General features: G+C 57.4%; 11 protein-coding genes. 6 read left to right on the top strand and 5 right to left on the bottom strand.

From position 1 onward, the window contains the following. Positions 1 to 3 precede the first annotated feature (3 nt). The 3 genes from hcp to aqpZ form a co-directional block, all read right to left on the bottom strand. Positions 4 to 1,656, bottom strand: a complete 1,653-nt coding sequence (hcp, locus tag GNG27_RS07840; RefSeq protein ID WP_156263321.1) for a hydroxylamine reductase — start codon at positions 1,654 to 1,656, stop codon at positions 4 to 6. A 143-nt stretch (positions 1,657 to 1,799) separates the two neighbouring features. Continuing rightward, positions 1,800 to 2,699: a lysine exporter LysO family protein gene (locus GNG27_RS07845; RefSeq protein ID WP_156263322.1), complete on the bottom strand. Its 900-nt coding sequence runs from the start codon at positions 2,697 to 2,699 to the stop codon at positions 1,800 to 1,802. Positions 2,700 to 2,866: 167 nt separating this feature from the next. Further along, positions 2,867 to 3,562, bottom strand: coding sequence for an aquaporin Z (aqpZ, locus tag GNG27_RS07850; protein ID WP_156263323.1), 696 nt, complete (start codon positions 3,560 to 3,562; stop codon positions 2,867 to 2,869). Positions 3,563 to 3,933: 371 nt separating this feature from the next. Here aqpZ and GNG27_RS07855 point away from each other — a divergent pair, with 371 nt between their 5' ends. Then, positions 3,934 to 4,179: a hypothetical protein gene (locus tag GNG27_RS07855; RefSeq protein WP_156263324.1), complete on the top strand. Its 246-nt coding sequence runs from the start codon at positions 3,934 to 3,936 to the stop codon at positions 4,177 to 4,179. Positions 4,180 to 4,303: 124 nt separating this feature from the next. Continuing rightward, the gene (locus tag GNG27_RS07860; RefSeq protein ID WP_142488890.1) at positions 4,304 to 5,962 is read left to right on the top strand and encodes an ATP-dependent endonuclease; all 1,659 of its coding nucleotides are present in this window, start codon (positions 4,304 to 4,306) and stop codon (positions 5,960 to 5,962) included. Here GNG27_RS07860 and GNG27_RS07865 read toward each other — a convergent pair. After that, positions 5,959 to 6,915 carry a VirK/YbjX family protein gene (locus tag GNG27_RS07865; protein WP_156263325.1) on the bottom strand — a complete coding sequence of 319 codons (957 nt, stop codon included), beginning with the start codon at positions 6,913 to 6,915 and terminating at the stop codon, positions 5,959 to 5,961. The genes GNG27_RS07860 and GNG27_RS07865 overlap by 4 nt on opposite strands. A 159-nt stretch (positions 6,916 to 7,074) precedes the next feature. Between GNG27_RS07865 and macA the strand changes: the two genes are divergently transcribed. Beyond that, positions 7,075 to 8,190, top strand: a complete 1,116-nt coding sequence (gene macA, locus GNG27_RS07870) for a macrolide transporter subunit MacA (RefSeq protein ID WP_156263326.1) — start codon at positions 7,075 to 7,077, stop codon at positions 8,188 to 8,190. Continuing rightward, positions 8,187 to 10,127 carry a macrolide ABC transporter ATP-binding protein/permease MacB gene (gene macB / locus GNG27_RS07875; protein ID WP_142488893.1) on the top strand — a complete coding sequence of 647 codons (1,941 nt, stop codon included), beginning with the start codon at positions 8,187 to 8,189 and terminating at the stop codon, positions 10,125 to 10,127. The genes macA and macB overlap by 4 nt, the downstream gene beginning before the upstream one ends. Before the next feature lie 192 nt (positions 10,128 to 10,319). Here the strand turns inward: macB and cspD are convergent, their stop codons facing one another. Then, positions 10,320 to 10,541 (bottom strand): cold shock-like protein CspD, encoded by a 222-nt coding sequence (cspD, locus tag GNG27_RS07880; protein WP_032617324.1) that lies wholly within the window; start codon positions 10,539 to 10,541, stop codon positions 10,320 to 10,322. A 321-nt stretch (positions 10,542 to 10,862) separates the two neighbouring features. Between cspD and clpS the strand changes: the two genes are divergently transcribed. Together clpS and clpA are read left to right on the top strand one after the other, a co-directional pair. After that, complete coding sequence (gene clpS / locus GNG27_RS07885) at positions 10,863 to 11,183, top strand: ATP-dependent Clp protease adapter ClpS (protein ID WP_032617325.1); 321 nt, start codon at positions 10,863 to 10,865, stop codon at positions 11,181 to 11,183. 30 nt (positions 11,184 to 11,213) lie between these two features. Beyond that, positions 11,214 to 13,490, top strand: a complete 2,277-nt coding sequence (clpA, locus tag GNG27_RS07890) for an ATP-dependent Clp protease ATP-binding subunit ClpA (RefSeq protein ID WP_032617326.1) — start codon at positions 11,214 to 11,216, stop codon at positions 13,488 to 13,490. Positions 13,491 to 13,592: the final 102 nt, after the last annotated feature.

Below are 13,592 nucleotides of genomic sequence, written 5' to 3' on the forward strand. Positions count from 1 at the left end.
TCCTTACGCGCTCAGCAGTTGCTTCATGTCTTCTTCAACGGTGGTCACGGAACGCAGACCAAACTTCTCGTTGAGGACGGCCAGCAGATCCGGCGTAAAGAAGCCGGGTGCGGTCGGGCCGGTGACGATGTTTTTCACGCCCAGCGACAGCAGGGTCAGCAGGATCACAATCGCTTTCTGTTCGAACCAGGAGAGCACCAGCGACAGCGGCAGGTCGTTCACGCCACAGCCCAGTTTTTCTGCCAGGGTTACCGCCAGGATGATCGCCGAGTAGGCATCGTTACACTGACCGGCATCGATCAGACGCGGCAGGCCTTCAATATCACCGAACTCCAGCTTGTTGAAACGGTATTTACCGCAGGCCAGGGTCAGGATCAGGCAGTCGTCCGGCACGCTGGTGGCGAAGTCGGTGAAGTAGTTACGTTCCCCACGTGCGCCGTCGCAACCGCCGACCAGGAAGATGTGACGCAGTTTTTCGCGGCTCACCAGATCAATCAGGGAATCCGCCGCGCCCAGCAAGGTCTGACGGCCAAAACCAACGGTGATCAAATGAGGGATTTCGCTGTACGGGAAGCCCGCCATCTGCTGTGCCTGGGCAATCACCGGGCCAAAATCATCACCTTCGAGGTGGCTCACGCCCGGCCAGCCGACGATGCTGCGGGTCCAGATACGATCGTCGTAGGCACCTACGGTTGGGTCGATGATGCAGTTAGAGGTCATCACGATCGGGCCAGGGAAGCGGGCGAACTCCACCTGCTGGTTCTGCCAGCCGCTGCCGTAGTTCCCGATCAGATGTTTGAATTTGCGCAGCTCCGGGTAGCCGTGGGCAGGCAGCATCTCGCCGTGGGTGTAAACGTTCACCCCGGTGCCGTCGGTCTGCTCCAGCAGGTTGTAGAGATCTTTCAGGTCGTGACCGGAGATCAGGATGCACTTGCCTTCGGTCGCTTTAACGTTGACCTGGGTTGGGGTCGGGTGACCATATTTAGTGGTTTCACCGGCGTCCAGAATGCTCATCACTTTGAAGTTCATCTGGCCGATTTCCATGGAACACTCCAGCAGGGCGTTCATATCGGAAGGCCAGGTCCCCAGCCACGCCATGATTTTATGGTACTGGGCGTAGATGTCGTTGTCGTACTGGTCCAGAACGTGCGCGTGTTCCATATAGGCCGCCGCACCTTTCAGGCCGTACAGGCACAGCAGACGCAGGCCGAGGATATTCTCGCCAATCGCCGCTTTGTCTTTGTTCGGGGTAAATTCAGCCGCCTGACGCTGCAGGTCGCCGAGATCGTCGCTCACCAGCTGCAGATCGGCCATGGGATTATCGACGCGGGCACTGGCATCAACGTTCAGGGACTGGGCTTTCAGGGCGTCACGCAGGGCAATAGCTTCACGGGCGTAGCCCACAATGCGTGGCGAATCGAAGTTGACGTTGGTCAGGGTAGAGAAAAACGCGCGCGGGGCGAAGTTATCCACGTAGTGGTCGATAATGCCATATTCCCGGGCTTTTACTGCCCAGGCGGATAAACCCTGCAGGGAGGCAATCAGCAGATCCTGCAGATCGGAGGTTTCTGCGGTTTTACCGCACATGCCCTGTGCGTAAGAGCAGCCGTTGCCGGCTGGGGTACGGATAGTTTGTTCACATTGCACACAAAACATAATCACACCTGTTAAAGTTATATTTGAGATACATCTTTAAGATTATGCTTGCGGCGATACGCTGGGAAGGGCTTTCTGCTACAAAGTAGAGGGATATTGATTTAGCGCAATTTTGGCGGCAGCAGGCTACCGCCAAAGAAGTATCAGGCGGAGAAGAACGCCATCATAATCGGCACCAGCAGGCTTAAAATAAAGCCGTGTACGATGGCGGCCGGCACCATCTCCAGACCGCCCGAGCGTTGCAGAACCGGCAGGGTAAAGTCCATCGAGGTGGCGCCGCACAGGCCCAGCGCCGTAGAGCGGCTGCGACGCACCAGACCCGGGATCAGCATAATGGCGATCAGCTCCCGGCCAAGGTCGTTAAAGAAGGCGGCGCTGCCAATCACCGGGCCAAAGGATTCGGTTAACAAAATGCCGGACAGGGAGTACCAGCCAAAACCGGAGGCCATTGCCAGGGCGGTATTAAGCGGCAGGCCAAGGATAAAGGCGTTAATCACCCCGCCCACCAGAGAACTGCCCACCACGATGACGGCGACCATCATACCCCGGCGGTTGAGCACGATCTGTTTTAAGGTCATGCCGTTATTTCGCAGCTGAATACCAATCAGGAACAGCAGGAAGATCAGGGTATATTCACTGGCTTCGGTGGCGTGCTGTAAAAAGTCGAGCCCCGTCAGCCCCAGCAGAAAACCGAGCACCACCACGCCGCATAATTTTAATGACTCCAGCGCCATGGCAATACGCGACGGTAATTTTTCCTGATGATGGTGGTTTTTCCAGGGAATAACCCGTTCCAGCCAGAACAGCGCTGCGATATTGCACAGCAAAATAACCGCCATCGTAATGATGGAGTAATGCAGGATCGACAGCAGGTTGGCCGCCAGATTATCGAGAAAGGCGAGACTGATGCCCATAAAAAACAGAATGACGTAGACAATCCAGCTCAGTAAACGGTTGATCAGTTTTAAGGCTGACAGCTGACGAAGAGGAATGAGATAACCCACAATCAGCGGGATCAGAATGATTAAGAGTCCTGAAAACATGAACAACCGGTCCTTTATATGAGTGGCGCTGTGACACTACCCAATTAAGGCGGTTCAGTAAAGGTGAAAACAGTGCCGGGCGGCGCTTCGCTTGCCCGGCCTACGGTTTGGCATTTCGTAGGCCGGGTAAGGCGAAGCCGCCACCCGGCACCGCAACGCGTACAATCTTAATCGCGTTTTTCCAGCAGGGTGCGGTACAGCACGCCGCCAAGAATACCGCCGACAATCGGCATCACCCAGAACAGCCACAGCTGCTCCAGCGCCCAGCCGCCCTGGAAGATAGCGACCGCGGTGCTGCGCGCCGGGTTAACCGAGGTGTTGGTAACCGGAATACTGATCAGGTGGATCAGGGTCAGCGCCAGACCAATCGCAATCGGCGCAAAACCGGCGGGAGCGTGTTTGTCAGTGGCGCCGTGGATCACCAGCAGGAAACCGGCCGTCAGCACGATTTCAATTACGATGGCAGACAGCATGGAGAAGCTGCCCGGGGAGTGTTCGCCAAATCCGTTCGAAGCAAAACCGCTGGCCGCGGCGTCAAAGCCGGCTTTACCGCTGGCAATAACATACAGAATAGCGGCAGCAATAATCCCGCCAATCACCTGGGCAATTATATAGCCGAGAATATCTTTCGCCGGAAAACGGCCGCCCGCCCACAGGCCTAATGTCACCGCCGGGTTAAAATGCCCGCCGGAAATATGCCCTACGGCATACGCCATGGTTAATACCGTTAAGCCGAAGGCCAGAGAAACACCGACAAAACCAATCCCTAATTCCGGGAAACCTGCCGCCAGAACCGCACTGCCGCAACCACCAAAGACTAACCAGAATGTACCAAAACATTCAGCTGCTAATTTTCTGAACATATCCACCTCAAAAATAAAAAAACTGCGACTATCCGGTACGCAGTACTTATCGCTACAAAATAATCGCGACATAAAAAGCGCTGTTATTTTAGAAATGCATGACGCCCTTCACCAGTAGAATAAATCTATAAAATTTGATTTAGAGCAATGACAGGTGATTCCTTATTTCAATAGGTCAACCGTTATAACGCTATTTATATTGGTCCAGTGATTGGTTATCCGGGCTCTTTTCTGAATAAAATCTGATGCGTTGACATTAATTATATCGGTAATTAGCATCCGCCCCTGAAATGACCGGGTCAACATTCGTACTGATGACCGACGGGAATTTTAACTGTAGACATAAACAACATTGAAATAAGGATTGTGCAATGCGTGAATTAAACCAACAGGAAATTGAAAACGTATCCGGTGCCGGTTTTATTGCAGATGCGGCCGCTGCGCTGGGTCTGGGTATTGGTAAAGTAGTTGATACGGGTCTGGGCCTGATCGGTGTGGATGTGGGTACGCAGCCAAGCGAAGCCGCTCAAACCCTGGGTCGTGGTATCGGTATGATCATCGAAACCGGCGTGAATACCATCTCCAGCATCTTCAACTCTCTGTTTCATCGCGGCTAATTACCGCTAATGTCTTAATGGGGGAGCATGCTCCCCCATTTTTGTTTGCCCGTATTCTCAGCGCACCCAGAAAGCTATACTCCGGATAACTTAAAGGAAAAACCAGGAATTTCCCGGAGGGTATATGTTGCTGGAACGTGTGGAAATTGTAGGGTTTCGCGGCATCAACAGATTGTCGTTGATGCTTGAGCACAATAACGTGCTGATCGGGGAAAACGCCTGGGGTAAATCCAGCCTGCTGGATGCCCTGACGCTGCTGCTCTCTCCGGAATCGGATCTGTACCATTTTGTCCGGGAAGACTTCTGGTTCCCGCCCGGGGATCTGCTGGGGCGCGAACACCATCTGCATATCATTCTCACCTTCCGTGAATCCGAGCCGGGCCGTCATCGCGTCCGTCGCTATCGCCCCCTTGCCGACTGCTGGGTGCCCTGTGAGGACGGCTATCAGCGCATTTTTTACCGTCTGGAGGGCGAGCTGGCGGACGACGACAGCGTGCTGACCCTACGTGGTTTTCTCGATACCGACGGTAATGCTCTGCCGCTGGCGGATATCGACGCGCTCGCGCGCCATCTGGTGCGTCTGATGCCGGTGCTGCGCCTGCGGGACGCCCGCTTTATGCGCCGGATCCGCAACGGCGCAGTGCCCAATATGCCCGACGTGGAAGTGACCGCTCGCGAGCTGGATTATCTGGCCCGGGAGCTGGTGGCCCGCCCGCAAAATTTAACCGATGGCCAGATCCGTCAGGGGCTGTCGGCGATGGTGCAGCTGCTGGAGCACTACTTCTCCGAGCAGGGATCTTCGCCGGTCCGCAACCGGCTGATGCGGCGGCGCTCCCATGACGAACAGCGTAGCTGGCGCTATCTCGATATCATCAACCGGATGATTGACAGGCCTGGCGGCCGTTCGCACCGGGTGATCCTGCTGGGACTCTTCTCGACGCTATTGCAGGCCAAAGGCACCGTCCGGCTGGACCGGGATGCCCGCCCGCTGCTGCTGGTAGAAGATCCCGAAACGCGCCTGCACCCCATTATGCTCTCGGTGGCGTGGCACCTGCTGAACCTGCTGCCGTTGCAGCGCATCACCACCACCAACTCCGGCGAGCTGCTGTCGTTAACCCCGGTCGAGCACGTCTGTCGCCTGGTACGCGAATCGTCGCGCGTCTCCGCCTTCCGCCTGGGACCCGGGGGGATGAACGCCGAAGACAACCGGCGGATCGCCTTCCATATTCGCTTTAATCGCGCCTCCTCCCTGTTCGCCCGCTGCTGGCTGCTGGTGGAAGGGGAGACGGAAACCTGGGTGATTAACGAGCTTGCCCGCCAGTGCGGCCACCACTTCGATGCCGAGGGGATCAAGGTGATTGAGTTTGCCCAGTCGGGCTTAAAACCCCTGATCAAATTTGCCCGGCGGATGGGCATCGAGTGGCACGTGCTGGTGGACGGCGACGAAGCGGGTAAGAAATATGCCGCTACCGTGCGCGGGCTGATCAATAACGACCGGGAAGAGGAGCGGGAGCACCTGACGATGCTCCCCGCTATGGACATGGAGCACTTCATGTACCGCCAGGGCTTCTCGGACGTCTTTCACCGGGTGGCGATGATCCCCGACGATGTTCCGATGAACATGCGGCGGGTGATCGTGAAGGCCATTCACCGTTCGTCGAAACCCGATCTGGCGATTGAAGTGGCGATGGAGGCCGGGCGGCGCGGGGTTGAGGCAGTGCCAACCCTGTTGCGGAAAATGTTCTCCCGCGTGCTGTGGCTGGCGCGCGGGAGAGCTGATTAACGGCGGGTTGCCTGGTTGACCTGATCGATCAGGCTGTCCAGCAGGGCAAAGCGGCGGCGGTACTCGGCGCGCTTTTTGCTGGCAATCTCTTCCATCGGTTTGCGCGGCATGGCGAGCGGCAGCCTGAAGTTGCCCTCGTCGTCGCGCTCTCCACCGAGCGACAGCCAGAAGCTATCGTAATCGGCCAGCAGTTTGCCCTCTTTTTTCTTGCGATAGCGCCAGCTGCGGTAAATATGGGTGCTGTTGCTGACGGCAACGATCTGCTCCACGGCAAGGGCGTTGCCCAGCGTCATGGCGGCTTCCACCAGCAGGCGTTTCGGGAACAGGCCGTGACAGGCTTTGGTGGCGCTCTGGATCGCCTCGTGCGGCACAAAGGCTTTTGCCCCCTGCATCCCGCCGATAAACAGCGTCGCGGTGCCGTTAATCTGACACAGCGTAAAGGTCATCTCTGCCAGCACCGTCTGCTGTGCGTCGCAAAACGCCAGCGTGGCTTCGCCCTCTTTATCCAGAAAAGCATCGGCGCACAGGCGCAGGGTAAACTGCTGCTCGTCTTTGCCGGTCAGGGTCAGCAACGTCACACCTTCCCGGGAGAGATAGCCGTTCATCAGCGCGGCCGGAAGCTGGCGCTGCATCGTCTGATAGTGCCAGTTCAGCGCCTGCAGGGTTTGCTGACGGTTGATGGCAACGGACAGCCACGGGCGGTGCAGGCGGCAGGGAAGCCCAGGCTGAACCTGCAACAGCTGCAGTAACTGCGGCTGTTTTGCAAGGTTAGTCAGCAGGCGGGCGGTGCTGAATGGCGTCATCAGCGATCGCAGCATAAACTTGCGGCGGTAGGCCGGGTTGCGCCAGGCAAGGCCGGGGGTTAATGTCCCGGATGCCAGACGTTGAAACAGTTGCCAGCCCGATTTGGGGTGTGGCTGGTGTGTATAAGATGACTCTGCGATGGATGACATAATAAATTCCGGTCTTGTTGCCAGATCTTTATTTCAACAGGGGTTTTATCAACCTCTCCTCAACGATTTTCAACCATCCTGGAAAGCAGGGGTTTCGTTGAGGAACGGTTTAGTTAGAATCAACAGTTATGTAAGCCAGAATAGCTATTTGGAATATTTATGAACTTTAAGGGAAAACGCAGGAAGCTGTTTCTGCTGCTGGTGCTGATTGTACTGGTGGCTGGATTCTGGCTGTGGCGGGTGCTTAACGCCCCGGTGCCGCACTATCAAACGCTGATTGTCCGTCCGGGCGAGCTGCAGCAAAGCGTGCTCGCCACCGGCAAGCTGGACGCGCTGCGCAAGGTGGACGTGGGCGCGCAGGTCAGCGGGCAGCTGAAAACGCTGTCGGTGGAGATTGGCGACAAAGTAAAAAAAGGGCAGCTGCTGGGGGTCATCGATCCGGAGCAGGCCGAAAACCAGATTAAAGAGGTGGAGGCGACCCTGATGGAGCTGCGCGCCCAGCGCAGCCAGGCTGAAGCGGAGCGTAAGCTGGCCCAGGTGACCCTGAACCGTCAGCGGCAGCTGGCTACGACCCAGGCGATCTCGCAGCAGGATCTGGATACCTCGGTTACGGAGCTGGCGGTCAAGCAGGCGCAGATTGGCACCATCGATGCGCAGATCAAACGCAACCAGGCCTCACTGGACAGCGCCAAAACCAACCTTGATTACACCCGTATTGTCGCCCCGATGGCCGGGGAAGTGACGCAAATCACCACCCTGCAGGGGCAGACGGTGATTGCCGCCCAGCAGGCGCCGAACATCCTGACCCTGGCGGATATGGGCACCATGCTGGTGAAAGCCCAGGTCTCCGAGGCGGATGTCATTCACCTTAAACCAGGGCAAAAAGCCTGGTTTACCGTGCTGGGAGATCCGCAAACCCGCTACGAAGGGGTGCTGAAAGACATTCTCCCGACCCCGGAAAAGGTCAACGACGCCATCTTCTATCACGCCCGCTTTGAAGTGCCTAATCCGCAGGGGGTGCTGCGTCTGGACATGACCGCTCAGGTGCATATCCAGCTGGCCGGGGTTAAAAACGTGCTGACCATTCCGCTGGCGGCGCTGGGTGAACCCGTAGGCGACAACCGCTACAACGTGAAGGTGCTGCGTAGCGGCGAGACGCGCGAGCGTGAGGTGAGCCTCGGCTCGCGCAACGACACCGACGTGGTGGTGGTGAAAGGGCTGGAAGAGGGTGAAGAGGTGGTCATCAGCGAGAGCCAGCCTGGGGCGGCCAAATGACGGCCCTGCTGGAGCTGAATGATATCCGCCGGAGCTACCCCTCCGGCGACGGGCCGGTGGAGGTGCTGAAAGGCATCACCCTGCGGGTCGAGGCCGGGGAGATGGTAGCGATTGTCGGGGCCTCGGGCTCCGGTAAATCCACCCTGATGAATATTCTTGGCTGTCTGGATAAACCCACCAGCGGCACCTACCGGGTGGCCGGGACCGATGTCGCCACCCTCGACAGCGACGCGCTGGCCAAACTGCGGCGGGAACATTTCGGCTTTATCTTCCAGCGTTACCACCTGCTCTCGCACCTGAGCGCGGCGCAAAACGTCGAAGTGCCGGCGGTCTATGCCGGCGTGGAGCGCAAAAAACGGCTTGAGCGGGCGCAGGCGCTGCTTACCCGGCTGGGGCTGGGGGAGCGGGTCGATTACCAGCCTTCGCAGCTCTCCGGGGGACAGCAGCAGCGGGTGAGTATCGCCCGGGCGCTGATGAACGGCGGGCAGGTGATCCTTGCCGATGAACCGACCGGGGCGCTGGACAGCCACTCCGGGGAAGAGGTCATGGCGATCCTGCACCAGCTGCGGGATCAGGGGCATACGGTGATCATCGTCACCCACGATCCGCAGGTGGCCGCGCAGGCCGGGCGGATCGTGGAGATCCACGACGGCGAGCTGGTCAGCAATCCACCGCCCGGCCTTAACGCCACCCGGCGTCAGGAGGTGGCGCTACCGCCGCCGTCCGGCTGGCGGCAGTTTGCCAGCAGTTTCCGTGAAGCGCTGACCATGGCCTGGCTGGCGATGGCCGCCAACAAGATGCGTACCCTGTTGACCATGCTCGGGATCATTATCGGTATCGCCTCGGTGGTATCGATTGTGGTAGTGGGGGATGCCGCCAAACAGCTGGTGCTGTCGGACATACGCTCCATCGGCACCAACACCATCGACGTCTATCCCGGCAAAGACTTTGGCGACGATGAGCCGCAGTATCAGCAGGCGCTGAAATATGACGATCTGGCCGCTATCCAGAAGCAGCCCTGGGTCAACTCCGCCACCCCGGCGGTGTCGCAGAACCTGCGTCTGCGTTACGCCAACATCGACGTGGCCGCCAGCGCTAACGGCGTCAGCGGCGATTACTTTAACGTCTACGGTATGACCTTCAGCGAAGGGGGCACCTTCAATGCGGAACAGCTGGCGGGCCGGGCGCAGGTGGTGGTGCTGGATGCCAACTCCCGGCGTCAGCTGTTCCCCAATAAAGCGAAAGTGGTGGGCGAAATTATCCTGGTGGGCAATATGCCTGCAACGGTGATCGGCGTGGCGGAGGAGAAGCAGTCGATGTTTGGCAGCAGCAAGATTTTGCGCGTCTGGCTGCCGTATACCACCATCTCCGGACGCATTATGGGACAGTCATGGCTGAACTCGATCACCGTCCGGGTGAAAGAGGGCTACGACAGCGCCCAGGCGGAACAACAGCTCGAGCGCCTGCTGACCCTGCGCCACGGGAAGAAGGATTTCTTCACCTGGAACATGGACGGGCTCTTGAAAACGGCGGAAAAGACCACACGTACTCTTCAGCTCTTCCTCACGCTGGTGGCGATTATCTCTCTGCTGGTCGGGGGAATTGGGGTGATGAATATCATGCTGGTGTCGGTGACGGAGCGCACGCGCGAAATCGGCATCCGCATGGCGGTCGGCGCCCGGGCCAGCGATGTGCTGCAGCAGTTTTTAATTGAGGCGGTGCTGGTCTGTCTGGTAGGCGGCGCGCTGGGGATTTCGCTCTCCCTGTTAATTGCCTTCACGCTGCAGCTGTTTTTACCCGGCTGGGAAATTGGTTTTTCACCGATGGCGCTGTTAACGGCCTTTCTTTGTTCTACCTTTACCGGGGTGCTGTTTGGCTGGCTGCCGGCAAGAAATGCGGCGCGGCTGGATCCGGTGGATGCGCTAGCCCGGGAGTGAGCCTGTTGCCGGGTGGCGGCTACGCCTTACCCGGCCTACAAAAGTTCGTAGAGCCTGGTGGCCTACAAATATTCGTAGGCCCGCGCAAGCGCAGCGCCGCCGGGCACCAGACCGCACGGAAGCCCACAAATAAAAATGCCAGCGCATCGGGCTGGCATTTTGAGTGCGGGGTGTACACAATGAAACAGAGGGCTATGCCACCACTTCTGCTTCGATGGGCACAATAACGCTGGCATGATTGCCTTTTGGCCCGAGGTGTACATCGAACCGGACGGCTTGTCCGGCCTTCAGCGTTCTGTAACCATCCATCTGAATGGTGGAGTAATGCGCGAAGATGTCTTCGCCGCCGCCTTCAGGGCAGATAAAACCAAACCCTTTGGCGTTGTTGAACCACTTAACTGTACCCGTTTCCATGCTTCGACATCCTTCGTAAATCTTATTGAGTTAGATGTAATGAACCGGTGCTGGAGTGGGGGCTGTTCAAAACCTCGCCAACTCACGCCTGTACAATTTAGATAAACCAAAGGCAGCGTCAAGCATTTGCCGGGGATGGGAGGGGGAAAATGCGTCAAAATTTGAAGCAGTTAACGCTATTGGTGGGTATTGTGACAGACATCGCGGATGGCAATAATAGATGTGAGTTATCTGACATCTGAGGTAGATTCAGGTTATGTATAGCCTCCTGTCAGCATCAGAACCGCGACCGGAGACCGTAAACGAAGATGACGACAGACAATGGGTAAGACGAACGACTGGCTCGATTTCGACAAGCTGGCGGAAGATAAAGTGCGCGACGCGCTAAAACCGCCATCTATGTATAAAGTTATGTTAATGAACGATGACTACACGCCGATGGAATTTGTTATTGACGTGCTACAAAAGTTCTTTTCTTATGATGTAGAACGTGCAACGCAACTGATGCTTACCGTTCACTATCATGGCAAAGCCATCTGCGGTGTTTTTACTGCAGAAGTCGCAGAGACGAAGGTGGCGATGGTGAACCAGTATGCAAGGGAGAACGAGCATCCGTTGCTGTGTACGCTGGAAAAAGCCTGAATAAGGCAATGAAAATTGGGGGAGGTGCCTATGCTCAATCAAGAACTGGAACTCAGTTTAAACATGGCTTTCGCCAGAGCGCGTGAGCACCGACATGAGTTTATGACGGTCGAGCACCTGCTGCTCGCACTGCTCAGCAATCCATCCGCCCGCGAAGCGCTTGAAGCCTGCTCCGTGGACCTGGTGGCGCTGCGTCAGGAACTTGAAGCCTTCATCGAACAGACCACACCTGTACTGCCCGTCAGTGAAGAGGAGCGCGACACGCAGCCGACGCTCAGCTTCCAGCGTGTACTCCAGCGTGCGGTATTTCACGTCCAGTCCTCCGGACGTAGCGAAGTCACCGGTGCCAACGTGCTGGTTGCCATCTTCAGCGAGCAGGAGTCGCAAGCCGCCTATCTGCTGCGCAAACACGAAGTCAGCCGCCTTGATGTGGTGAACTTCATCTCTCACGGAACGCGAAAAGACGAGCCGAATCAGGCATCGGATTCCGGCCATCAGGTCAACAGCGAAGAGCAGGCAGGCGGGGAGGAACGTATGGAAAACTTCACCACCAATCTTAACCAGCTTGCCCGCGTCGGCGGTATTGACCCGCTGATTGGCCGCGAAAAAGAGCTGGAACGGGCGATTCAGGTACTGTGCCGCCGCCGCAAGAACAACCCGCTGCTGGTGGGGGAATCGGGCGTCGGTAAAACCGCCATCGCCGAAGGGCTGGCCTGGCGCATTGTGCAGGGCGACGTCCCGGAAGTGATCGCCGATTGCACCATCTACTCGCTGGATATCGGTTCCCTGCTGGCGGGGACCAAATACCGCGGTGATTTTGAAAAACGTTTCAAAGCGCTGCTGAAACAGCTGGAGCAGGATACTAACAGCATCCTGTTTATCGACGAGATCCATACCATCATTGGTGCCGGTGCGGCATCGGGTGGCCAGGTGGATGCTGCCAACCTGATTAAACCGCTGCTCTCCAGCGGCAAAATCCGGGTGATTGGCTCGACCACCTACCAGGAATTCAGCAATATTTTCGAAAAAGACCGCGCCCTGGCGCGTCGCTTCCAGAAAATCGACATTACTGAACCGTCGGTTGAAGAAACGGTGCAGATCATCAACGGCCTGAAACCGAAGTACGAGGCGCACCACGACGTGCGTTATACCGCCAAAGCGGTGCGTGCGGCGGTGGAGCTGGCGGTGAAATACATCAACGACCGTCATCTGCCGGATAAAGCGATTGACGTGATCGACGAAGCGGGCGCGCGTGCGCGTCTGATGCCGGTCAGCAAGCGCAAGAAAACGGTCAACGTGGCGGATATCGAATCCGTGGTGGCCCGCATCGCGCGTATCCCTGAGAAGAGCGTTTCTCAGAGCGACCGCGATACGCTGAAAAACCTCGGCGATCGCCTGAAAATGCTGGTCTTTGGTCAGGATAAAGCCATTGAGGCCTTAACCGAAGCCATCAAGATGGCCCGCGCCGGGCTGGGGCATGAGCACAAGCCTGTCGGTTCCTTCCTGTTCGCCGGCCCGACCGGGGTGGGGAAAACCGAGGTGACGGTTCAGCTCTCCAAAGCGCTGGGTATTGAGCTGCTGCGCTTTGATATGTCCGAGTATATGGAGCGTCACACCGTCAGCCGACTGATCGGTGCGCCTCCGGGCTATGTGGGCTTTGATCAGGGCGGCCTGCTCACCGACGCGGTGATCAAGCATCCGCACGCGGTTCTTCTGCTCGATGAGATCGAGAAAGCGCATCCGGACGTCTTTAACCTGCTGCTGCAGGTAATGGATAACGGGACGCTGACCGACAACAACGGGCGCAAGGCGGACTTCCGCAACGTGGTGATGGTGATGACCACCAACGCCGGGGTGCGTGAGACCGAGCGTAAATCCATCGGCCTGATCCACCAGGATAACAGCACCGATGCGATGGAAGAGATCAAGAAGGTCTTTACGCCGGAGTTCCGTAACCGTCTGGACAACATTATCTGGTTCGATCACCTGTCTACCGAGGTGATTCATCAGGTGGTGGATAAGTTCATCGTCGAGCTGCAGGTCCAGCTGGATCAGAAAGGGGTTTCCCTGGAAGTGAGTCAGGAAGCCCGCGACTGGCTGGCTGAGAAAGGCTACGACCGTGCGATGGGTGCGCGTCCAATGGCGCGTGTCATCCAGGACAACCTGAAAAAACCGTTGGCTAACGAACTGCTGTTTGGTTCGCTGGTGGATGGGGGTCAGGTCACCGTGGCGCTGGATCAGGCGAAGAACGAGCTGACGTATGACTTCCAGAGTGCGGCGAAGCATAAGCCGGAAGCGGCTCACTAGTTTTGTTGAGTGACGATAAAAACCGGGCGAAAGCCCGGTTTTTTTATGGCTTTTATATTGTGCATTTTGTAGGCCCGTGCAAGCGCAGCGCCGCCGGGCAAT

Origin of the sequence: Leclercia sp. 119287, from assembly GCF_009734485.1 — a bacterium.
GTDB lineage: Bacteria > Pseudomonadota > Gammaproteobacteria > Enterobacterales > Enterobacteriaceae > Enterobacter > Enterobacter adecarboxylatus_C.